This is a genomic window from Microvenator marinus (genome assembly GCF_007993755.1).
Classification (GTDB): Bacteria; Myxococcota_A; Bradymonadia; order Bradymonadales; family Bradymonadaceae; genus Allomicrovenator; species Allomicrovenator marinus.
The window spans coordinates 3,155,323-3,178,253 of sequence record NZ_CP042467.1 but is presented as its reverse complement, the minus strand read 5'-3'; the positions used below and the strand labels follow the sequence as shown (position 1 = coordinate 3,178,253).

21 protein-coding genes and 2 pseudogenes are annotated in these 22,931 nt (G+C 55.2%); 14 read left to right on the top strand and 9 right to left on the bottom strand.

All coding sequences use genetic code 11. The features are described 5' to 3' along the window. Window positions 1-279 precede the first annotated feature (279 nt). Both FRD01_RS13025 and FRD01_RS13020 read right to left on the bottom strand, forming a co-directional pair. Entirely contained in the window at window positions 280-1,440 is a 1,161-nt protein-coding gene (locus FRD01_RS13025; RefSeq protein ID WP_146960291.1) for a hypothetical protein, read from the bottom strand. Between the two features lie 155 nt (window positions 1,441-1,595). Then, window positions 1,596-1,814 carry a hypothetical protein gene (locus FRD01_RS13020; protein WP_146960290.1) on the bottom strand — a complete coding sequence of 73 codons (219 nt, stop codon included), beginning with the start codon at window positions 1,812-1,814 and terminating at the stop codon, window positions 1,596-1,598. 466 nt (window positions 1,815-2,280) lie between these two features. Here FRD01_RS13020 and FRD01_RS13015 point away from each other — a divergent pair, with 466 nt between their 5' ends. Both FRD01_RS13015 and FRD01_RS24995 read left to right on the top strand, forming a co-directional pair. Then, window positions 2,281-3,378 (top strand): hypothetical protein, encoded by a 1,098-nt coding sequence (locus FRD01_RS13015; protein WP_146960288.1) that lies wholly within the window; start codon window positions 2,281-2,283, stop codon window positions 3,376-3,378. 543 nt (window positions 3,379-3,921) lie between these two features. After that, a complete protein-coding gene (locus FRD01_RS24995; RefSeq protein WP_146960286.1) occupies window positions 3,922-4,110 on the top strand; it encodes a zinc ribbon domain-containing protein in 189 nt (62 codons plus the stop codon). Between the two features lie 5 nt (window positions 4,111-4,115). On the opposite strand, the gene FRD01_RS13005 is transcribed toward FRD01_RS24995, so the two are convergent. Then, window positions 4,116-4,442 carry a hypothetical protein gene (locus FRD01_RS13005; protein WP_146960284.1) on the bottom strand — a complete coding sequence of 109 codons (327 nt, stop codon included), beginning with the start codon at window positions 4,440-4,442 and terminating at the stop codon, window positions 4,116-4,118. Here FRD01_RS13005 and FRD01_RS24895 point away from each other — a divergent pair. The 11 genes and pseudogenes from FRD01_RS24895 to FRD01_RS12950 form a co-directional block, all read left to right on the top strand. Beyond that, a pseudogene (locus FRD01_RS24895) lies at window positions 4,365-4,529 on the top strand (AAA family ATPase); the annotation flags it as partial. The gene FRD01_RS13005 and the pseudogene FRD01_RS24895 overlap by 78 nt on opposite strands. Next, window positions 4,526-4,927, top strand: coding sequence for a DUF4276 family protein (locus FRD01_RS12995; RefSeq protein WP_146960282.1), 402 nt, complete (start codon window positions 4,526-4,528; stop codon window positions 4,925-4,927). The pseudogene FRD01_RS24895 and the gene FRD01_RS12995, both read left to right, overlap by 4 nt. Before the next feature lie 254 nt (window positions 4,928-5,181). Then, window positions 5,182-6,228 (top strand): type II glyceraldehyde-3-phosphate dehydrogenase, encoded by a 1,047-nt coding sequence (locus FRD01_RS12990; RefSeq protein ID WP_146960280.1) that lies wholly within the window; start codon window positions 5,182-5,184, stop codon window positions 6,226-6,228. Between the two features lie 75 nt (window positions 6,229-6,303). Next, window positions 6,304-6,981, top strand: a complete 678-nt coding sequence (locus FRD01_RS12985) for a hypothetical protein (RefSeq protein WP_146960278.1) — start codon at window positions 6,304-6,306, stop codon at window positions 6,979-6,981. Window positions 6,982-7,207: 226 nt separating this feature from the next. Beyond that, window positions 7,208-7,561, top strand: coding sequence for a hypothetical protein (locus FRD01_RS12980; RefSeq protein ID WP_146960276.1), 354 nt, complete (start codon window positions 7,208-7,210; stop codon window positions 7,559-7,561). A gap of 110 nt (window positions 7,562-7,671) precedes the next feature. After that, entirely contained in the window at window positions 7,672-8,340 is a 669-nt protein-coding gene (locus tag FRD01_RS12975) for a hypothetical protein (protein WP_146960274.1), read from the top strand. 71 nt (window positions 8,341-8,411) lie between these two features. Further along, a complete protein-coding gene (locus FRD01_RS12970) occupies window positions 8,412-10,061 on the top strand; it encodes an ABC1 kinase family protein (RefSeq protein ID WP_146960272.1) in 1,650 nt (549 codons plus the stop codon). 112 nt (window positions 10,062-10,173) lie between these two features. Continuing rightward, window positions 10,174-11,493, top strand: a complete 1,320-nt coding sequence (locus FRD01_RS12965) for an APC family permease (RefSeq protein ID WP_146960270.1) — start codon at window positions 10,174-10,176, stop codon at window positions 11,491-11,493. 160 nt (window positions 11,494-11,653) lie between these two features. Then, window positions 11,654-11,908, top strand: coding sequence for a heavy-metal-associated domain-containing protein (locus FRD01_RS12960; protein WP_146960269.1), 255 nt, complete (start codon window positions 11,654-11,656; stop codon window positions 11,906-11,908). A gap of 47 nt (window positions 11,909-11,955) precedes the next feature. After that, a complete protein-coding gene (locus FRD01_RS12955) occupies window positions 11,956-12,501 on the top strand; it encodes a sigma-70 family RNA polymerase sigma factor (RefSeq protein WP_146960267.1) in 546 nt (181 codons plus the stop codon). Between the two features lie 155 nt (window positions 12,502-12,656). Then, on the top strand, window positions 12,657-15,143 hold the full coding sequence (locus FRD01_RS12950) for a heavy metal translocating P-type ATPase (protein WP_146960265.1): 2,487 nt from the start codon (window positions 12,657-12,659) through the stop codon (window positions 15,141-15,143). Between the two features lie 286 nt (window positions 15,144-15,429). Here FRD01_RS12950 and merA read toward each other — a convergent pair whose 3' ends face one another. From merA to FRD01_RS12925, 5 genes are all read right to left on the bottom strand, one after another. Next, window positions 15,430-16,851, bottom strand: a complete 1,422-nt coding sequence (gene merA / locus FRD01_RS12945) for a mercury(II) reductase (RefSeq protein ID WP_146960263.1) — start codon at window positions 16,849-16,851, stop codon at window positions 15,430-15,432. Window positions 16,852-16,916: 65 nt separating this feature from the next. Then, entirely contained in the window at window positions 16,917-17,588 is a 672-nt protein-coding gene (locus tag FRD01_RS24890) for a mercuric transporter MerT family protein (RefSeq protein ID WP_146960261.1), read from the bottom strand. A gap of 19 nt (window positions 17,589-17,607) precedes the next feature. After that, window positions 17,608-18,024 (bottom strand): heavy metal-responsive transcriptional regulator, encoded by a 417-nt coding sequence (locus FRD01_RS12935; RefSeq protein ID WP_146960260.1) that lies wholly within the window; start codon window positions 18,022-18,024, stop codon window positions 17,608-17,610. Between the two features lie 184 nt (window positions 18,025-18,208). Beyond that, window positions 18,209-20,254: a copper-translocating P-type ATPase gene (locus FRD01_RS12930; RefSeq protein WP_146960258.1), complete on the bottom strand. Its 2,046-nt coding sequence runs from the start codon at window positions 20,252-20,254 to the stop codon at window positions 18,209-18,211. 26 nt (window positions 20,255-20,280) lie between these two features. Continuing rightward, window positions 20,281-21,078, bottom strand: a complete 798-nt coding sequence (locus tag FRD01_RS12925) for a hypothetical protein (RefSeq protein ID WP_146960256.1) — start codon at window positions 21,076-21,078, stop codon at window positions 20,281-20,283. Window positions 21,079-21,399: 321 nt separating this feature from the next. On the opposite strand from FRD01_RS12925, the pseudogene FRD01_RS24355 reads away from it, so the two are divergent. After that, window positions 21,400-21,981, top strand: a pseudogene (locus FRD01_RS24355) (IS630 family transposase); the annotation flags it as partial. A 337-nt stretch (window positions 21,982-22,318) separates the two neighbouring features. On the opposite strand, the gene FRD01_RS12915 reads toward FRD01_RS24355, so the two are convergent. Beyond that, window positions 22,319-22,714, bottom strand: a complete 396-nt coding sequence (locus tag FRD01_RS12915) for a YHS domain-containing protein (RefSeq protein ID WP_249755597.1) — start codon at window positions 22,712-22,714, stop codon at window positions 22,319-22,321. Window positions 22,715-22,931 lie beyond the last annotated feature (217 nt).

The window sequence follows — 22,931 nt, the reverse complement described above, 5'->3', positions numbered from 1 at the left end:
CACAACCTCAATGTCCGAACTACCCTTTCGCCGATACTCGACCAGAATGCGCCCCACCAATTTGGGAAGACGATAAAAAACATCCCGGAATTCTCCGTGCGGGTAGCCCAGGATTTCCATTGATACAAACTCAAGGTTGTTCTTCTGACACCACTTTGAAGCTTCCCACCGAACGATAGGGCGAAGACTTCCAAGCACAGCAAAAACACGGCAACGCAAACCAGAGTCAAAGGCGTGATCAATTCGTCAATCGCTAATCCATACATGAGCTTTGCTCCATTATTGCACGAGTTGCATTTCCGGCTGAAGTGCCGTCTTCAATGCATTGACCATGCGTGTCGGATTATCCCGCAGGGTACGCTCCTGTTCCAAATGCAGGAACCGCTCACTCGCCCGTGTCGCATTCTGAAAACACGCATCTGCTGAGCCGTTCAAATGGCGCCCCTGTGTATTGGTCCTACCACATAAAAAGTTCACTTCCGGGGCCACCGTCCCAGGACTGCAAGAGGTGACCTCGGCAATTCCAGCATCGTCCAAAGCCTTGACCACGCGCGCTACTGGAGAGTCCGAAGCAACTCTGAATCGCGTGCCATTCGAAACACTCACGCCGGCGCGCGCCATGCCGTGTACACTGACAACCAGATCCTGGGTAAACGCATCGGCGACAGCCTCGTGGGCCGCCTGAAAGTAGCTCGTCACGGAATGCGCCATGTCGCTTTCCGCGTACCCGTCGTCCGCGCGCTCGCACACGGCTGAGGTACCCGAACAGCCTCGCTCTGAACTTGCACATCGATGTGTTCCAGATGTGAGCAAGGCGCGAGCTTCCAGCTCCTCAAAAAATCGAACCGATTGAGGCAGCGTGTTTCGGTCGTGCAAGATGTGCGGCGACTGAAAGAACAGGCGCGACGCATCGTCTTTCTTCAAACGAATTGCCAACACGGCATTCCCCGTGCCACGGGCAACAGGCTCAAAGAGAACGGTGTCGGCATAGTCGCCTTCCCCTCGGCAAATGGCATAACCCACGCTTTGCGAAGCCATCAGGGCCGCGTCGTAGCGCCCCTCGATCGTCAATCGAACGGCATCCGCAAACGCATCCACCGCACTCAGCGCTGGAATGGGATAGGTGTTCGATGCCGCAGCGGGAGGGTCAAGCCGATCGATGGTAAAGGCATCCATCAAAGGAAACGCACATTCAGGCAACGTCAGAAATGGATCGACCTCTTCAACAACATCTGGTTGAGCGTCAACCTGCATGTCCCCTTCCATGTCCTCCACGGGCGACTGTTCAAGATCGGTTTCTGCGCCCTGATCGTTTTGCACATCCAGGGACACGTCTTCGACAGGCCCCATATCAGCGTTCAAGAGTGGCGCCCCAACTTCAGACCCACACGCACTCAAGACGAGCATCACAACAAGTAAAGTTGGTGTTTTAAACATCATTGTAGACCTTCAATCGCAAGACTCAATGCGACCTTTAACGTGGCCCAATTTGCGTCCAATCGCAAGTTCGGTCCTCTACGGCCTGTTCGATACGAAGGTCTGCAGTTTGTAAAAGTCCACTTAATCGCATCCGCTTGAGTAGTGGAATCAGTTGGTCATGGGCGCTCATCGTGTACCTCCTCACCAATGATTTCGTCGACGCTGCGCGCAAAACGGGGATTATCGAGTCGACCGTGGATGAATGGGGTCTCGTAGGCCGGGGCCATATCAAGTCCATCTCTCAAAATGTTTCGGATTCCAGGGTACGTATAGTTTCCGTAGAGACGTGCGCGCTCACAGGCTGCATTGATGCGCTCAACAGGAAAGGGCGCCATTGCTCAGGCGGGCTTGAACGCTCCACCTGACTTTCCACAGCTAAACGCAGGGTCTCAAGGTCGGGAAGCTCCTTGCAGCCAAAGAGTAAACCCTCGACCTTAAGCGCCTCACGATACTTGCGTTCTGTGTTTGGACTCATACCGAGGAGTCGTGCGACCTCACGGCCACAACATCCCTGTCGATGTAGTCGAACCAATTCTTGTAAACGATGCCTGACTTAACAAAACTCTCCAAGAAACCCGGTACGCCTCAGATGTCCCCATTGGTGCCTCGGGATCGAGAATTTGCCGCGTGGTTCAAATGAAGCGTGACGCATCGCACGTGATTATTGCTTCATTGCTGGCGGCACGAACCTTGTTCACTTGGCAAATCACTCCTCTACTGCGACGATACCTCCATGTGTTTCGGTGACGCGAAAGCGACCGTCGATAAAATCCTGAAAAGCCTTTAGCCGTTGGGTTCGTAATGTTTCAATTCTCTCGCCTCGTTATTGTGTTGGGGCTCGTTTCTCAAGGATGCCATTCGCCCAAACAGGTCGACTCCAAGGTTACAGTTGAAGGCAGCACATCCGCGGTGGAATCGCCTCGGGAAACCCCTCATGAGGCTATTCCTGACCCTGTAGTTCTGTCGAAAGATCTCCCAGAACCAGAAGTTACCCCCGCCCCCAGTTCTACACCGCAGCTCGCCCTGCCGACGGACGCGAACGCCAGAGAAAAGACCTTCTACAACGCTTTGAAGAAGTCAGAAGCAGGGGTCGTGGAAATGTCGCTGGAGGTTGTTCCTGGACCCAGCGATGCATGCTTTGCGGTTCTCATCGACGCACATCAATCTAGCGGTTCCTATGATATTCGGGAAAGTGGTTTCCAGACGACAGATTGTGTGCGCACCTTCGAAATCGCCCACACTGCGACTCACACACGATGGAGCAACCCGTTTGGTGACGTCGATATCTCACCGTTCATGGTTGCCGGAAACGGCCGCACAATTTGGTCCCCTGCTCACCAATGCGACATTTGGTTTGGCTACTCGACTTCATGTGAGGAGTACTCAAAGTACACAGTTTCGCACTGGCTGGAGTTTTCACTGCACCCTCAGTCGGTGGTCGGACCGATTGTTTCCTTCTCCAGAGTCTGGACGAAGCAGGCGGCGGGTGGCACGGGGCCAAGCCACGGTCAGGATGGCTGGACGGTCGATATTCGTACCGGTAATCGCGCTCAGTTTGATGCTCTAATCACGACGGAGTCTCTACTCCAGAGTCTAAAGAAGGACCCTTTTCTACAGCGTGAATTGGGCGAAAAACTTCAGGAAGCGGCGTCGCCAGAAGATGTTTGGAAGATGTGGGGCACAGATACGTTCGCCAAATTTGGAACCTATTACTTCAACGAATGGTCTTCAAAGCGCGGCCAGGCGGCGATGAGAATCTACTTCCTTGAGACCACGGATGGCCTCTCTCCAAACGAGCTTCGATCCCTGGGTGTTTGGGTGACGCCGAAGGAAGAGTTCCGCTCCGTCTTTGAAGCGGCTGCGAAGAAGGAAGGTGGCTTCATGGGCTCCCGACCCTGAGGTGTATTTTGTCTTCGCTCTTCAGGAGACAGCTCCTCAAGCCAAAGCGCAAGATCCTTCCATTCAAGCCAACCAGAACGGGGCCCCTGCAGAGCACGTTGAAGTTCGACAATCTCTTGGCGCAAACATTCGACCGTCTTCAACAATTGCTCGGTGGTTTTCGCAGACTTTGAGGGCGAGTCAATGGGCCCAAAAGAGAACAGGTTGATTTTCGTGACGCCACGAAAATGCGTTCAATGAATTGTCTGGCATGATTCGTGCCGCATTATTGCTTTTCTCCGGCAGGTTATGAGGCACGTTCACGGTTGGTTTCGTGTTGCATGATCAACTCAGCTGTACGATCAAGTCCCCGATCTGAGCAACCGGAAGGGTGAGGTTCGGCACTACTTCAAGGAAGAGCGCACCAGCAAGAGCACATCGGTCTGCCGCCAGCTCTCTCAGCGAACCAATCAAAATCAGTCATTTTCGCGGCCATGAGATGACACGAAACCCTTCGGGCACGGGCTTTCTGGTTAGCAATCAGGTGAAAAAGAGCTCATCTATTTGTTCCGGCAAACGGCCGAGGATCAACGTGCACGAAGTTCAAGTTCACTGCCCAAATGGCTGGAAATCGCATCCGACGAGCGAGGCGAGATGGTTCAGGATTGTGAGGTCTGTTGCCGACCCTGGCGAATCAGAGTCTCGTGGACTCGAGATCATGAGCCTCAAGTCATGGTCGACTGCGGCCAATAGGGCGCTCAGTAACCCGTCGCCTGTCTGAGAAGCGCCACGAGGTCACGTTCACGGTTGGTTCCGCGTTGCATGATCAACTCAGCTGTCCATCGAGCCCTGTCCAGATCGGCGTCCTTAGCCACTTTGAGCAGGCTTTCTAGGTCGATTTGATCCTGCGGCCTTTCCGTGGAGGACGCTAGAATCTTGAGCACGATCAAGTCCCCGATCTGAGCAACCGGAAGGGTGAGGTTCGGCACTACTTCAAGGAAGAGCGCATCTACAATGAGTTTTCGATTGACGATTTGATTGTCGTGGAACGTGAGAAAGGCGCTTCTGTTTTTCGTCGTCATCATGCAGAAGACTTTGAATCGTGGCTGGAAGATTATTCTGTCGGTGAGCTCTGGGAGAAAAATATTTTGGGCGGGAGGCCAGAGTCATGACACGCGTTTATGTGATCTGCGAGGGCCAGACCGAAGAGCTTTTTGTCAAAGATGTCTTATGGATGCAGTTTTTTGCACAGGGGATCGATCTACGGCCTTGTTTGATTGGGAAACCCGGTCATAAAGGTGGCAATTTCAAGATCGAGCGGCTCGTAGCGGACCTTCGTTCAACGCTTCGTAGTGACGCGAATGCTTATTGTACGACGTTTTTTGACTTTTACGGGCTCCCTGAAAGCTTCCCGGGTAAAAAAGAGTCCTATTCAAAAGGCACAAGCGCGGATAAATCCGCATGTCTTTTTAGCCGTGAAGTCGCCCTGCGAATTGTGTTCACATGTCCAAATTGTGCGCGATCCGTTTGGTTGTTGCAAGCGCAAATCTCCCCCCGCTTTACGGATTAGTGAGGAGGTCTTTGAAGACGCGTTGGTTTCCACGCTCGTCTTTTAGTCCGTTAAATTCGAAGAATTCGAAGTGCAGGCGTTCCATTCTGTGGGGTCGAGAAGTGGGCTGTGTTGCAATGTATGGCACGCCCTCGAGTCAGGCGAAGATAAGTTCGCCAAGTTTCACTGCTCGGCACGGGTTTTGCCTTATATTATCGAACGATTGGAGTTTTCGTCTCTTTAATTACAAAACCTGTACACTTTAGTGAGGCAAAATGAGCAACGACAACAAGATTCTTGTGGGTATCAATGGCTATGGCGTCATCGGGAAGCGTGTTGCCGATGCCGTGCGCTTGCAACCAGATATGGAGCTCGTCGGGGTTAGTGATGTCATCTCGGATTTTCGGGTTGGCATGGCGATCCAGCGTGACATACACGTCTTTGCTTCGGTTGCCGACAAACGTGAGGCGATGGAGGAGGCAGGCATCCCGGTCGCCGGCCTGCTGGACGACCTGCTCGACCAAGTTGACGTCATCGTCGACTGCACGCCCAAGGGCATTGGTGCCAAGAACCTCCAGACTTATCGCGACCGAGGCGTCAAGGCGATTGTCCAGGGCGGTGAGAGTCACGAAGCTACTGGCCACTCGTTTGTCGCACAGGCCAACTATGAGTCGACGTTGGGCCTCGATGCAACACGTGTTGTTTCATGCAACACTACCAGTACCGTGCGCACCCTGGTGGCGCTCGATGACGCCGGCCTTTTACGTCGCGCGCGGGGCGTACTTATTCGGCGGGCGACCGATCCTTGGGAGAGTGATCACAGCGGCATTATGAATACGGTGGTGCCGGAGAGGCAAATTCCGAGTCACCAGGGGCCCGACGCCCAAACAGTAGTTCCCGGTTTAGACGTGGTTACAATCGCCGCCAAAGCGTCGCATACCCAGTCGCACCAACACTTCTGGATCGTTGATCTGGCGCGCGAGGCCACGCGTGAAGAAGTGCTTGAGGTGTTTCGAAAGACACCGCGGATCGCGACCATCCGCGCCGACGAGGGCGTCGTAGCTCTCAACAGCACCATCGAGTTGATGAAAGACCTTGGCCGGCCACGCGGTGATATGTGGGAGGTGGCGCTCTGGGAGGACATTTTGACCGTCAACGGCGACCAGGCGTACTACACTTATCAGGTCGACAATCAGGCGATTGTTATCCCCGAGACCATCGATGCGATTCGCGCTCTAGCTGGCACAGTTACAGACGGTGCCGAATCGATCGCTCGCACCGACAAGGCGCTTGGCGTACAGCAAAGCTTCTTGAAGCACTGATTTTCTAAGCACTTTTTCTATTTTCCCTGGCATTGCCAGGTATTCGTTTAATCTAGCAACACGATGAGGACTATAATGAAAATTCGCACACTAATGACACTGATTTCGATGACTTTTCTTATTGGCACGAGCGCGTGCAGCACGGCCGATAATGCTCAAACCAATGTACCTGCTGCACAAGTTGAACAGACACAACATTCGATGACGGATGATCATGCTGCACACCACCCTGAGGGTCAGAAAGCGGGAGCTGATCAGGCCAACGACCATCAGCAGATGATGGCGCAGATGTGTCCGATGCAAGTCGAAGGCACCACTCGAAAGGTCGTGAAACTCGACGACGGCGTGGGGATGGATTTTACAACCACCGGTGACGTCGACGAGCTTCGGCGGCGTGTCGAAAAAATGGCTCAGATGCACGCGAAAATGCATAGCGAGGGCGGCATGATGCAGGGCCAGCATGGTCAGCATGACCAAATGAAGCATGGTGAAATGCACGGTAAAATGCATGGGGAGATGACTGATGAGCAGCGACAAAAGCATCAGGAAATGAAGCAGATGATGTCGGGTGTCGCGGTTTCGACCGTGTCGATTAACGGTGGTATGCGCATGATGTTCACCCCGAAGGATGCTGTGCAGGTCGATAAACTCTATGAAATGATGGAAAAGCACTCTCAGATGATGGGCGAGCAGGGGCAGTGTCCGATGATGCAAATGATGGGCGGCGAGTCGAAGGGGCATTCGCACGAGTAGTCGCGTTCTTTATTATAATTGGGCTGCATGTGAGTACTATTCAACACTCACTGTAGAAAACTCTACAGGTCCGCCTTTTTATAGCGGTTCGGTGAGTAATCAGGCGCTATTTCGGGTTGGCACGGTTGGTGCAGATTGAGTCTTCGCGTGTGAGCTATTTATGAGGAATCGTGAATAGCCTGCACGCTAAGTCAATAGATTTTTACTAATCCCCGGAGTAGTTTTCATGAAACGAACCCTCATTTTCGTCATCTCCTTTGGCCTGCTGGCCGGTTTCGCCACGGTTGGTTGCGCGAAAAATTCCGCCGAAAAGCCAGCCCAAGAGGCCGCATCCAAAGACAAGGCCGAAGTCAAAGCGGTCGCAGCTAAAGACACGGTCGAAGTCAAAAAAGACGGCACCAAATTTGATCCGAAGGTCGAGAAATCCCAAATTCCGGACGGCGCATGGTATTGCGACATGGGCGACGTTCACTATGCACGCATGGACAAGGGCGATGGCAAGTGTGAGCTTTGCGGCATGATGCTCACGCAGAAAGGTGAAGGAAAGGCCGAGCACGATCACGACGGTCACCACCACTGATTTGCACACGGTTATGGCTCGGCCTACTCGCCCTGAGACCTTTGGCGTAATTGCTGCCTTACGACGGCGGCGCACGTTTTTCACTTTCTTTCGCTATATATGGAGTTTTTATGTCGAAAATGAATAAGAATTGGATACTCACACTCATGCTCACGGCCTTGGTTGGTGTCGGGGCTTGTGCCTCGCCGGCTCCGGGAACCAACCCCGATGACATGAGCGTGGCGGAACATCAGGAGCACGCCAGGGCGCATCAGGAGGCGGCCGATAAACACCAGAAGCAGCATGACCCTACGGCTCGCAACCGAGTTTCTGGGGACCCCAATACCGAACTCTACCTTGCCGGTGTTTACAATCCCACCGAACGTCACTTGATCGAAGCTCAACAGCACCAGCGTCACGCTGACCAACACCGTCAAGCCGCTCAGAGCCTCTTAAATTACAAGGAAGAGCATTGCGCGAAGTTTCCCGATGCGACACGAGCTTCATGTCCGTTGATGGGGCAGGTCAAGGCAGTCGAGGACATCGATGGCGGGGTGCGCATTACGTTTCACGACGACGTCCCGAGGGAGGCAGCCGTCGAGCACATGCAGTGCCATTTCGCATTCGCTCGCACTCAAGGATACGAAGGGATGGACTCGTGCCCGCTGTACCTCGAAGGAATTTCTGTTGAGGCTGAAGGCGAAGGGCAGTCCGTGAAGTTTACGACAAACAAGCCGGAATCTGTTGAAGCGCTACGCACCCAGACTCGGGATCATCTCACGGGGCATGCAGAGCATTAGGTTTCATTTCAGGGCTGTCCGACGAGTTCCTCGGAGATACGTAAAGTTTTATGTGCTGAAGGTGTCATAACATGTTCCGTCCACCGCGAGGAACCACTCGACGTACCAGGCAGGTGGTCTCGATCCTGATAGAGGAGGGGCTTTATACAACGATGGCGCGTATGCGGGTGTCAAGTTGTGCATCGCTTCGGTGTCGCGCACATTGCACCTGGCAGCGGTGGACGGGGCGCTCATCGTCGTCGCGCCCGTGGCCCGAGGCGGTCAAGCAGTCGTTCATTCGGCTTGGCCCAACGTTCGTCAAGATCGGCCAGATTCTGTCTGTACGTTCTGATCTCATCCCTGCGGAACTTGCAGAGGCTATACGTAGCCTGCAAAGTGAGGTGCCGGCCGCTCCGTTCGATGAGGTGCGGGCGGTGATCGAGTCCGAAGTCGGTAAACCGCTGGCCGATGCGTTCACAAGTTTTGAGTCCGAGCCCATCGGAGCAGGCTCGCTTGCGATGGTCTACCGTGCGGAGCTGGAGGACGGCACCGTTGTGGCGGTTAAGGTCAAGCGGCCTGGAATCGAAGCAGGGGTGCGCGAGGATCTTGAAATTTTGGACTGGCTCGCTGAGCAGCTCGAGCGTCATGTGCGGGAGAGTCGACCTTTTCGGCCTTTTGCGATCGTCGAGGAGTTGAAGCGGTACACGCTGCTAGAACTCGATTTTCGCAACGAGGCGGCAGTGACGGCTGAGGTGGCCGAGGCGTTTGCGGAGCGTTTGGATGTTGTGATTCCCGGGATTTACCATGCGTCGCAAGATTTGATCATCATGGATTTCATCGAGAGTTTAGGAATTGACGATGTCGAAGCACTCGCTGAACACAACATCGACGGCCGAGCGTTGATGCGTGCCGGGGTCGAAGTTGTGCTGGCACAGATGCTTGAATTCGGTGTTTTTCACGGCGATCCGCATCCGGGCAACGTGCGTGTGACGCCGACGGGAAGACTGGTCATGCTCGATTTTGGAATCTTCGGCCGGCTTGATGAGCAGCTTCGGCGAGGATGTGCGTTGATGTTGTGGACGCTGAGCCGTGGAGACGTGCAACTGACGTCTTTTTTCTTGTTGCGCATGGCCACGCTTGAACCGGACGCGGACGTGCCGGGGTATCGTCGCGCGATCGAACAGCGCTATCGCAAGTGGCGTGGGGCGTCGCTCAAAGAGTACAGCATTGCCCAGTTGGTCTACGAAGAATTTTCGATCGGGGGGCAATACGGCGCGAATCTTCCGGCTGAACTACTCTTGCTCGGCAAGGCGCTGGTCACCATCGAAGGGACGGCAATGGCGTTGTATCCGGATATGGATCTTTCCGAAGAAATCGAACCGTATTTGAGTCAGCTTCGACATAAATTGTTCAGCGTGGAGCACATTCGGGAACAGGTAACGCGCTCATTGCCCATGTGGTGGGAGGTGCTCGAGCGTCTACCGTTAGCGATGGCCGAGCTGGTTGAGCAGCGTATAACGCTCCCCAGTTCGAAGGCGCTTGAGGTGCGTGAATCACATGCTTCAACGCGTCCGCTGGCTTCGATCATCGGGCCTGCTGTGCTTGTGCTGGGTGGAAGTTACATCCTCGGGCAGCGCGTCGGGCCGATGTGGCAAGAAGTTTCTGTAGTGGGAGGAGTGTTGGTTTTGCTGGGGCTTTTTATATGGCTATGGGCGGCCATACGAGGCGATTTGAGAAGGTGAGTCTTTCGTTCAGGTTTTCTCGCACTCGCTGTGTCTTTGGATTGGTGATCCTATTTTCAAATCAGGCGCAATTCACACAAAATTACAAACACAGCTACGAAGGGCCAAATAGATGAGCGATCGTTCCGCGCAATACAAAAAGGGTAGTCTCAGCCTGTTGGGCACGGTCGCCATGGGTACCGGCGTGATGATTGGCGCTGGTATCTTCGCGTTGACGGGACAGGTTGCCGAGCTTGCTGGCGGACTGTTTCCCATCGCGTTCATCGTCGCGGCGATCATCAGTGGGTTCAGTGCGTACAGCTATATCAAGGTCTCCAACGCCTATCCGTCGGCGGGTGGTATCGCCATGATCCTCCAGAAAGCTTACGGAAAGACGACGGTGACCGGGGCCGCTGCGCTGCTCATGACGCTCTCAATGATCATCAACGAGAGCCTGGTGGCGCGAACCTTTGGCACGTACACCCTCCGACTCTTTCCATCTGATCCAGCGGGTGCTTGGGTTCCGGTGCTCGCTGTCGGGCTTATCGTGTTTGCGTTCATCGTGAACCTTGCCGGCAATAAGGCCATCGCGACCGTGTCAAACATCAGCGCAGTCCTCAAGATTGGCGGACTTTTGGTGTTCGCAGCGATTGCTCTGGTTGTCTCTGGACTCAGCCTGGAGACAAGTATCGTGCCGCCAAGCGGTGGGCCTTCGCTCGGAAGCTTTGTCGGCGGTGTTGCTCTGGCAATCCTCGCGTTCAAAGGGTTCACGACCATTACCAACGCGGGAGACGAGGTTACGGAGCCGAAGAAAAACGTCGGCCGCGCTATTATTATCTCGTTGGTGATCTGCCTGGTCGTGTACCTGGCCGTCTGCTTTGCTGTGGCGACGAGTCTGACACTCGACCAACTCATTGCGGCAAAAGACTACGCGCTCGCCCAGGCTGCTCGGCCCGCCATGGGTAAATACGGAATGTGGTTCACGATCGGTATTGCGATGATCGCCACGGCCTCGGGCCTTCTGGCAAGCGTTTTCGCAGTGTCGCGCATGCTCGCGATGCTCACCGAGATGAAGCTGATTCCGCACAGTCATTTTGGGATGCCCGGCAACATTCAGCAGCACACGCTGGTCTATACCGTGGTCATTGCCGCTGTCTTCGCGGCAGTGTTTGACCTGTCGCGCATCGCGTCGTTGGGTGCGATTTTCTATTTGCTCATGGACATCACCATCCACTGGGGTGTTCTGCGGCACCTGCACAAGGATGTGGGTGCCAATCGTGTAATTTTGGGCACGGCGATTGCTCTCGATATCATCGTTCTGGGTGCATTCTTGGCCGTAAAAGGCTCTTCCGATCCGCTGATCGTCGTGATCGGCCTGGTGTCGGTCGGTATCGTCATCGCGCTCGAACGGTTTTATCTGCAAAGACTCCGGACCAAAGCCGAGCAGGATTAAGAGGAGTGAGTGCTCGAACGAAAATACTTTGTTCCAAACTGTAACCGTTAAATGTCACAGCCGTCTATGTTTGTGAAAGGCACGCCGGCACACTCTTTTGGGGAGTGGCGGTGAAATCGAATAGGGCGTTATTTCGCCACCACTACGTAAGGAGAACCACATGAATGAATCTACGAAAACGCTGAATGTCGAAGGAATGACCTGCAAGAATTGCGTAAAACATGTCGAGGAGGCGCTTAATGCGGTCGAGGGTGTCCAGCGAGCTTTGGTTGATCTTGAGAAAAAACAGGTCACGGTCGACTTCTTGTCGGAGGTCGTGAATGTGGCCGCGCTTGAGGAGGCCGTGCGTCGTGCCGGCTACGAGGTGGTCGAGCCGCAGGCAGAAAAGCCGCGCACGGGCTGTTGTTGTAAGTGAATAGCGGGCGATATTTTTGAAAAGGTAATGCGATTTAGGGAAGTAGAATGTCAAACGTAGGCTCTACCGAAACAGTCGATGCAACACTGCTAGCGCATCGTGACAAGTTGTTGGGCTTTATTCGCTCGAAGGTTTCTGACCCGCAGGCGGCCGAAGATATCCTGCATGATAGTCTGCTCAAGGCGATGGGTTCGCTGTCGCAACTCGACGATGAAGAGAAGCTGGTTTCGTGGTTTTACCAGCTTGTGCGCAACGCTATCATCGATCGGTATCGGCGTCAGCAGACCGAGGAGAAATACCTGGATAAGTACGCCCTTGAGGCGCCGAATTTTGATGCATCGGAGGAGAAGGCCACCGTCTGTGCGTGCTTTCGAGAGATGATTCCGGGGCTCAAAGACGAGTATCGGGAGATGATCGAGTCGGTGGAGTTGGGCGAGGCGGATCCTAAGCAGGTTGCTGCGGAGCTGGGTATTACAGCTAATAATCTGAAGGTGCGTCGCCATCGTGCGCGTCAAAAGCTCAAGGAACAACTTGTAGAAACGTGCGGTGAATGTGCCGCGCGCGGATGTGTTGATTGTACCTGCCAGGCGTAGCCAGAAACCAATAATATTTTAATGGATACCCGCGGTCACTTCGGTGATCGCGGGTATCTTTTGCGCTCCGGTGTAACCGCGGCGTGGCACGTCCGTCTGTATGAGTGAGACGATTGCCGAAGCTAACGATATAATTTACCTCAATGAGGGCATAGATGAGTACGAAAACAGAAACATTACGGATTGATGGAATGACGTGTGCGTCGTGCGTGGGTCAGGTCGAAAAGGCTCTCAGCAAGGTCGAAGGCGTTGATTCAGTCGTCGTCAACCTGGCGACCGAGCGGGCCGATATCACGATGAGCAGCTCCGTTGACCGCCAGACGCTTATCAAAACAATCCAGGCCGCCGGTTATAGCGTGCCTGCTGCTACTATCGATCTTTCGGTCGAGGGGATGACGTGCGCATCGTGCGTGGGTCAGGTCGAGCGTGCGTTGAAGGAGGTTCCGGGAGTTGTCGAAGCCACGGTAAACCTTGCAACCGAGCGCGCTCATGTACGTGGATTCGCCGATTCCGACGCTCTGGTCGCGGCAATCGCGAAGGCCGGTTATACCGCACGGCCGATCGACATGGGGGCGGCCGTCGACGATGAAGCCGCGAATGAGCGCAAGGACGCCGAACGCACGCAACTCAAGCGCGACCTGACGATTGCAGCCGTTCTCACGCTGCCTGTTTTCGCGTTGGAAATGGGTTCACACCTCATTCCGGGCGTGCATGACTTGATCATGCGCACGATTGGCATGCAATGGAATTGGTACATCCAGTTTGTGTTGACGACGCTGGTGCTGGTGATGCCGGGGCTTCGTTTTTACCGACAAGGTATTCCAGCGCTGTTTCGCCTTGTTCCCGATATGAACTCGCTGGTCGCGGTGGGTACGCTTGCCGCCTACGCGTATTCGCTGGTGGCGACGTTCGTGCCGAGTTTGCTGCCGCCGGGCACCGTCAACGTTTATTACGAGGCGGCTGCTGTAATTGTCACACTGATTTTGCTGGGGCGTTTTCTGGAGGCTCGCGCCAAAGGCCGCACTTCGGAGGCGATTCAGCGACTGGTTGGATTGCAGGCAAAAACCGCGCGGGTTCAGCGTGATGGTAAAGAGTTGGAAATTCCAATCGCGGAGGTTGTGGCGGGTGACGTCATTCTGGTTCGGCCAGGTGAGCGGATTCCGGTCGATGGGGATGTTGTAAGCGGCAAGAGTTATGTCGATGAATCCATGATTACGGGCGAGCCGGTTCCGGTTTCAAAGACGGTGGACAGTAAGTTGGTCGGGGGCACGGTTAATCAAAAAGGTGCACTGTCTTTTCGCGCGACGGCGGTGGGTGGTGCAACGGTGCTCTCGCAGATTATCCGCATGGTTGAACAAGCGCAGGGCTCGAAGCTGCCGATCCAGGCGCTGGTCGACAAGGTGACGATGCGTTTCGTGCCGGTTGTGATGGGCGTTGCGGCATTGACGTTTTTGGTCTGGCTGGCCGTCGGTCCGGATCCGGTTCTGACGTTTGCGCTTGTGAATGCCGTGGCTGTTTTGATTATTGCCTGTCCGTGCGCGATGGGTCTGGCGACGCCGACCTCGATTATGGTCGGGACCGGGCGCGGTGCAGAGCTTGGCGTGCTTTTTCGGAAGGGCGAGGCACTGCAATCGCTGAAGGATGCAAAGGTTGTGGCGGTGGATAAGACTGGAACCCTGACCGAGGGCCGCCCGACGTTGACCGACCTCGTAATCACCGAAGGTTTCGAGCGCAAAAACGTGCTGGCCCTGATCGCTGCGGTGGAAGCAAAGTCTGAGCACCCCATCGCGCGCGCCATCGTCGAGGCCGCCGAAAACGAGGTCATTTCGGTTCCCGACATCACGGACTTCGATTCGATCACGGGCTTCGGCGTAAAAGCGCACGTCAACGGTGAGCTGGTTGAGATCGGAGCGGACCGCTACATGCGCGAACTTGGCCTCGATGTGGAGGTTTTCGCGGCAAGCGCCGAGCGTCTTGGGAATGAAGGGAAAACGCCGCTTTATGCTGCGATTGGTGGCAAGTTGGCGGCGATCGTTGCGGTCGCCGATCCGATTAAAGAAACGACGCCGGCTGCGATCGCTGCGCTTCACAATCTTGGACTGAAAGTCGTGATGATCACCGGCGACAACCGCCGCACCGCAGAAGCCATCGCTCGCCAGCTTGGCATCGACGAAGTAATCGCCGAGGTTTTGCCGGCCGACAAGGTGGACGCGGTTCGCGAACTAAAAGCTCGGTATGGACAACTCGCCTTTGTCGGTGACGGTATCAACGACGCACCCGCGCTGGCTGAAGCGGATGTGGGTCTGGCGGTTGGAACGGGGACGGATATTGCTATTGAGGCGGCCGATGTGGTCTTGATGTCCGGAAGTTTGATGGGAGTGCCGACCGCGATTGCGTTGTCGCGCGCGACGATCGGCAACATCCACCAGAATCTGTTCTGGGCCTTTGCCTACAACGCAGCCCTGATTCCGGTCGCGGCCGGCGTGCTTTATCCGACCTGGGAAATCCTCTTGTCGCCAATCTTCGCGGCCGGCGCGATGGCTCTTTCGAGTATCTTTGTACTTGGCAACGCGCTTCGATTGCGTGGATTTCAGTCACCGGTGGAAGCAACTCCGTCGTCCAACTTGGCGAAGGCTGCGTAATCGGCAAGAAGCGCGCAAACCCGCGTAGAATAAGCGGATCAAGGATGTTTGGATTTGCGGGAAGCCTTCCGGGCAGCCCGGCAAGGGTGCTGACATCTCTGGGAAACCTTCCGGGCAGCCCGGCAAGGTTGGTGGAGGTGTCGGCAAGGGTGCCTGTCGCCTCGGGCGACTGTTGCAAATTCTGGGAGGGTTGCCGGGCAGCTCGGAAGGTTGTTTTGGCTTTTTTGAGAGGTTTGAGTGTTTTTTTGGTCGGGTTATTTGATGAACAAAAGGCATGTCCGGGGTCTCAGCCAGCGCAGCAGCTCAATGCTTCGAGCTTTTTGTCGAAGCTGAGCGCGGCCAGGCGGATGCCTTCCGAGAGCGTTAGATAGGGATGGAGAATGTCGGCCAACTCGGCGACGGTCATCTCTTGTCGGAGGGCGACGGCGATTTCCATCAAGAGTTCGCTTCCTTCGGGGGCGAGGATGCGGGCGCCGAGCAGACGGTCGGTGTGGCGATCGCGAATGAGTTTGATGAAGCCGCGGGTGTCACGGGCGGCGATCGCGCGCGGAACCTCCGTCAGCGGTAGTACAGTTGATTGCGGATCGAAGCCTTCTTCAGCGGCCTGGCGTTCGTCGAAGCCGACTCCGGCGACTTGTGGGTCGGTAAACACTACCCAGGGAAGTGGGTGGTAGTTCACCTTGCTGGTCTGGGGGGACAACGCGTTTCGGGCGGCGAGTTTGCCTTCGTAGGCATCGGTATATACGAACATCGGGTGGCCGATGACGTCGCCGGCCGCATAGATATTTTCAGCGGTGGTGTTAAGCGCGGAGTCGACGGTGATGAATCCGTGTGTGTCGACGGCGACGCCGGCTTTGTCGAGGCCCAGGGCGTCGGAGTTTGGGCGTCGGCCGGTGGCGACCAGGAGGCGCTCGGCGGAAAACTCGCGTGGTTGGCCGTTGACGTCGACGGAGAGGACCACCTTGTTGTCGCCCGACCGTATGCGTGTTGTTTGGGCATTGGTCACCACTTCGATTCCCTCATCGCCAAAATACGCCGCCAGACCTTCGCTGAGATCGTTGGCCTCGGCTGGAAGGATCTGTGGTTGCGCCTCAAGCACTGTGACTCTGGTGCCGAAGCGCGAAAAGATCTGGGCAATCTCGAGCCCGACGTAACTTCCGCCGAGGATTACCATCGACTCGGGAAGCTCATTGAGTTCGAAAGCCGTCTCGTTGGTCAGGTAATCGACCGCGTCCAAACCGTCGATGGGCGGGACGGCAGGTGTGGTGCCGGTGGCGATGAGAATATGATCCGCAGTGATGTGCTCGCCGTCGACCTCGACGGTTTTCGGGCCGACAAAGCGCGCTCGGGCCTGGCGGTATTGTACTCGGTCGAGCGGGTCGATGACGTCGATATATTTCGCCTGCCGAAGTGATTCAACGAGCGCTCGCTTCTGGGCGATGACCTCTGAGAAGTTAACCTTGCTCGTGCCTTTGATGCCGGCAAAACGGTGGTGCGTGGGAAAGTGATGGGCCTCGGCGGCGCGCAATAAAAACTTCGAGGGCACGCATCCCACATTGACGCAGGTGCCGCCGATGGGCAGTCCGTCGTTGACGATCGTCACTCGGGCGCCCAGGCCATGCGCCTCGATGGCGGCTGCGAAGGCTGCGGAGCCGCCGCCAATGATGAGGAAGTGTGTCGGGTCGTTCGTTGAATGGTGGTCGGACATGATTGTTCTCCGGTAGTCATCGCTGAAATGATATGGTGAAGATTTTCAGACTCGGCACGAGACGCCTATTTGGCCACGGTCGACGGGTAGCCCACATTCTCGGTTGCCGCGGTCAACTGCCTTGGCGTCACCTTGTCGGGATCGTAGGTAACGTGGGCGCGCGGCGGCTCGAAGCTGACGGTTGCCTTTTCAACGCCGTCGAGGTTGTCGAGCGCCGAGGCGACCGTGTGTGTACATCCCGCGCAGGTCATGCCGCTGACATCGAGCGTTACCTGTTCGGTAGGCCGGCTCTCGGTCGTGGAGCTGGCCTCGACGGTGTTTGGGGTGACCACTTCAGCCAGTTGGAGCGAATCCTGGCTCAGGTCGAGACCCAGTAGATAGGGCGAGGTCAAGAAAAACCCCACGAACGCCGTGGCAATCCACAACGAGATCTTGTTGATGCGGTTGGCCTTGGGCACCTTGCATCTGTCATCTTCACCGCACGCCTGTTGCCGTTTGGACTTTCCGTAGACCCGATAGAACCCGTAGCCCAGCAGTCCCGCGGCAATGATCATCAAGATCGGCCTATAGGGTTCCAAGGCCGAAAGAGAGCCGATCCAGGCGCCCGTCACTCCCAACGAGACCAGCACCATAGGACCCAGGCAGCAGACCGCTGCCCCGATGGAAGCCATCACCGAGCCCACTACGGCCCACCTTTCCGATGAGTCATCGTTGGTCGGTTGGTTGGTGTTGCTCATAAAATTTCTCCGGACAGACTCATGGTTGGTTGGACGACAGCATCGCGACGATGGGACAGATATTCGCTGGGACGTCTCCGGGACAGATTCGCGCGAGTTCCTCGATCCCTTCCAGCATTCGCTCGAGGTACGTAATTTTGACGCGGATACCGTCGATTTTCTGTCGCGCGACTTCGCGCACCTCGCCACATGACGCCGTCAAATCCGCGCGCAGCTTTAGCAGACGGCCGATTTCAGCGAGAGTAAAACCCAACTGCTGAGCCTGCTTGATGAACAAGACACGCTCGATAATTTCCGGAGGGTAGGCTCGATAACCCGACGACTCGAAGCGCAGCGGCTCGTCGACCAACCCGCGCTTCTCGTAATAGCGAAGCGTGTCGGTGGATACTTCGCAGCGTTCGGCCACCTCGCCAATCCTCATCACATTCGATTGCATAAGCTCCTCGCTCAAATCTCAGTGTCTACAACGTATTCAGTGTCTACAACGTATAAGGGTTGGAGCATGCTCTAAGGTCAAGCCAACCGCATGCCGATGATGGGAGGCGGGTCGATGGGGCAACCGCGCGAGTAGGCAATATAGCTCACCCTGTTCGACACGGCCCTGCGTCTCATCCAGACTTTTACCTCTCAAGCTTGAGCGTGCGGGCGTTGATGGCGACGATGATGGTGCTCAGGCTCATCAAAACGGCGCCTGCGGCGGGGCTTAAAAAGATGCCCCATGGAAAGAGGACGCCGGCGGCCAGTGGGATCGCAAAGGCGTTGTAGCCGGTGGCCCAAGCGAGGTTCTGGATCATCTTTTTGTAGGTGTTTTTAGCCAGGTCAATAAGCGCCGCGACGTCCTCGGGATTGTTGCTTACCAGTACGATATCGGCGGTTTCTACGGCAACGTCGGTACCTGCGCCCACGGCGATGCCGACGTCGGCCTGGGCGAGTGCGGGGGCGTCGTTGACGCCGTCGCCGGTCATCGCGACGATTAGTCCGCGGGCCTGGACTTCTTTGACCTTTTCGGCCTTTTGCTGGGGTAGGACTTCGGCAAAATACTCGTCAAGACCGATTTCTTCGGAAACAGCCCTGGCCACATCGGCATTGTCGCCGGTGATCATCATGCAGCGGATACCCATTTCCTTGAATCTGGCGATGGCTCGCTTTGATTCGGTACGGATGATATCGGCAAGAGAAATCGCGCCCGAAAGGGTGTCGTTGATGATGATATAGATGACCGTGTTGCCCCGCTCAAGTGCGCGCTGGACGCGTGGATTATCGACGGTGTAGCCGTTTTCGCGCAGATACCCGGGGCTCACTGCTTTGACATTTTGGCCGTCGACGATTGCCTCGGCGCCTTTTCCGACGATCGCCTGGAAGTCTTCGACCGGAAGTCCGCCGGGGGCTGCGCGTACGATTCCCTGGGCGATGGGGTGTTCGGAGTGCGATTCGAGCGAGGCGGCGATATTCAACAGTTTTTCTTCATCGAGTCCTGCTTCGGCACCTTCAAAAACAATCGTGTCGAGGACACCAAATTCACCTTTGGTCAGGGTGCCGGTTTTATCAAAGAGGATGACGTCGATGTTTCTGGCCTGCTCAAAAGCCGCACGATCTCGGATGAGCAGGCCGTTTTTTGCGGCCAGTGATGTTGAAACCGCGACGACCAGTGGGACTGCAAGTCCCAGGGCGTGTGGGCAGGAGATTACCATGACGGTGACCATGCGCTCGATGGCGAATGAGACAGACTCGCCGGAGAAAACGAGCCATAAAAATAGCGTCAGCGCACCGCCACCCAGTGCGATAAACGTCAGCCACAGCGCCGCGTGGTTGGCCAGATCCTGGGTTTTCGACTTGGATGCCTGCGCCTGGCGCACAAGCTCGATAACCTGAGACAAGAAGCCCTCATCGCCGGTTTTTTCGACTTCGATCTGAATCGCGCCTTCGCCGTTCACGGAGCCGCCGATAACCATGGCGCCAGCGCTCTTTTCGACCGGACTGGACTCTCCGGTAAGCATCGATTCGTTAACCGTACTGTTGCCTTCCCGGATGACACCGTCTGCGGGAATCTTTTCGCCGGGCCTGACCAAAAGGCGGTCACCGTGGGCGAGTTCGTCGACCGGTATATCTTCAATACGGCCGTCCTCAAAGATTTTGTGAGCCACTGAGGGCATTAATTTGGCGAGTTCGTCGAGCGCTTTGGAAGCGCCCATGACGGATCTCATTTCGATCCAGTGGCCGACGAGCATGATGTCGATAAGCGTGGCGAGCTCCCAGAAAAACATGTTGCCTGGGAGACCAAAAACGACGGCCATGCTGTAGATGTAGGCCGTTGTGATTGCCACAGCGATGAGGGTCATCATGCCGGGCAGGCGCTCTGAAACCTCGTTGACTAGACCTTTTAGGAAGGGCCAACCACCGTAGAAAAAGATGACTGAGGAGATCACGGCCGAGACGTAGGCGTCGCCGGCAAACTGCATGGTTTCGCGCAGGCCAGCAAACTCCTGGATCATCGGTGATAAGATGATGACCGGGATCGACAGTATGATGGAAATCCAGAAACGGCGTCGAAAGTCAGCGACCATATGCGCATGGTGGTCGTGGTGATCGTGGTGCTTGTTATCGCTGTTATCGTTGTGATGCTCGTGATGCTCGTGATTCGATGAAGCAGAGTGCGCAGACGTCATTATTTACTCCTTGGTGGTTCAGACAATTAACAACCAGTCGACATAAAGAAGGAGCAACTATCGTGCCAGTCTCGCGAATGCATCAAGGTCGACTCCAGGGATTCTGTGGGTGTTTTCATTTTGCATAGGTAGAAACCTACTGAGCCGGCCGTGAGTTTCTCCACTTCCGCTACACGTTGAAGACTTCCCTCTTTGTGTTTTAGAGCACCTGTGAGCTGCACGATGTTCTTGATTAGCTGACGACCTTCGATTTCAGAGGCTTTCCAGTATCCAAAGAGTATTGTGGCGTAATCTTCACCTATCTCTTTGATCGCTTCGCTGAGCAGTCGAACCGCATCTGCTGACTTCAGAGTTTCTTTCGACGCCTGTTCCAGCGCATCATAAATCGCCGGCGTGAGTTCTTTTCTCAAGTCGGTTTCGATGGTTGGGAACAAGTGTAACAACGCTTCGACACCGGCGAAGTTCACGCCAGTAATAGGACTTTCCAGCCAATTTTGGACCGCTCGCCGCAGTCGACGTAGTTGGCGAATATGCTCTAAGAAATCTTGCATGTTCAGACCGAATTTGGGAGACAGGTGCTTGGAAAGCAGCCCAGAAAATCGATTCGCAAGTCCTATGACGTCGTCAATAACTCCCACGAACGAAACCGCCAAAACGTCACTAAAGTCCCCTTTCTTGAGTCCGTTATGCCCCCATGATCGGCTGTAAGTTGAAACGTGGTTGCGCAAACTCTCCAGAGGAATATCTTGAAGTGCGTCTTGCGGCACCTGTTGACTAATGGTTCGAAATCCCTGTGCCTGAAGAATATTTTCGATGGCACTCAACCGAATGGACCCTTCGGAATTCTCCTTCACCACGTCGATGAGAAGCGGCAGAAGATCCTGTGGCCCACTGGGAATCTGACAAAGTAGAACTTCCTTCGCCCGACTTCGCGTCCCAATAATTGCTAATGGTAGTTTGGATGGGTTGGTCCAGAAGGCATCACATATCCGGTCTCTCAACCCCGTGCGGAAGAAGGTTTGAAGTTCCTTGCACACCTCCAAGGTTGGTTCGACGGCAGCATCCGCACCGAGGACTACCCTCAAGAACTCCCTGGCCCATTCTGGGCGCATAAAGGGGTCGACGTAGAAACCCAAATGCTCTACGACCCGCAGTTCCCGGTGGTCAACTTCGACGAGACGCCAATTCAGCTTATCGGAGAGACCCGTGTTGCTGTTCTGCCGGCACCAGGACAAGCCGCCCGAATCGACTATGAATACCGCCGCCATGGTACCGCCAACCTCTTTGTCGTATTCGATCGCCATCGCTGTTGGAGAAATGTCGATGTCACCGAACGTCGCACCTTGGACGACTTCGCAGATCAAATGCGAGCGCTTGTCGACACGCACTACCCCGAGGCGAAGCGAATCCGTGTCGTGCTCGATAACCTGAACACGCACCGCATATCTGCGTTGTATGAGCGCTTCGAGCCCGAAGAGGCACGGCGCATTGCAAGCCGACTCGAGTTTCACTACACACCAAAACACGCCAGCTGGCTGAACATGGTCGAGATTGAGATCGGTGCGCTCTCAAGGCAGTGCCTTGACCGCCGAATCCCATCCATCGAGTTACTCAGACAAGAGGTGACCGCATGGCAGACAGCCCGCAACCAGGAAGAGGCTGGGATAAACTGGCTCTTTGATGTCGAAGGCGCGCGCCACAAACTTGGTCGTCACTATCCCGTTCCAACATTGCTCACTGCAAGACCTAACAACCAAGAGGCCATCACCTCCCCAGAAACAGATTCAGCTGGGCCCCTTAAAACCGGTTCACTTAACCCCCCAAAAAACCTTGAGCTTGGCTCCGGAACGGATGTGCCAACGGACAGCACATTGAGACGATTCTGGAACGAGTTAAGAAACAGGCTTCGCCCAGGCCATCTTGAAGGAAGCCCCAAATATGCGTAGATTCAACCACTCACAATCACTGTGGTCGTGTACTAGTGTGCCGTTCTTCGTCACTCCACACACGTTTGACCACATGTTTTGGGACATCAATTTGAAGCTCCTTTTCGACTTGTTGCAGTTAGTGAGCGTGATCATGGTGATCATGCTCTGGTGCGGCCGCCGCGGACTTCGCACCTGACAGAAACTCGGCAGGGTTGGCGTCAAAATCTTTCACGCAACCTTTGCAGCAAAAGTAGTACGTTTTCCCCTCATGAGTTGACGAGGGCGAAGTCGCACTGATTGTAAAAACATCATGGGTAACCGGACATGTTGTGACATCACCTACTTTGCGAGTCCCGTCGTTAGGGAGCACATCACTGGTCGCGGTGGCTGGTCCCGTCATAGGTTCGGGCGCTTCTTCATTCATCTTTTGAGTAGTCGTCTCGGGTTCGACGGCTCCATCAGGTTCGACTGCTTGCTTCGATCCGCATGACAATGAGCCCAAAACAAAAATTACCAACAGTGCATTCTTCATTCTACTTCCTGTGTGTGTTCCTGAACGCGTCATCGACGCCCCTTTTCAAACGCCCATCCACCAAGGGTGTAGACTTCTGTACAAGGGGTGTCGACTATTCTCCAGATGTGTTCCTAATATCACGTGTAACTCAGCATTTTTCACGCTTGGCTCAAACAGTGCATGGCTCATGCCACCCGTGTTCCGCTGGCACGTAATGGATATCGAATACTGGATA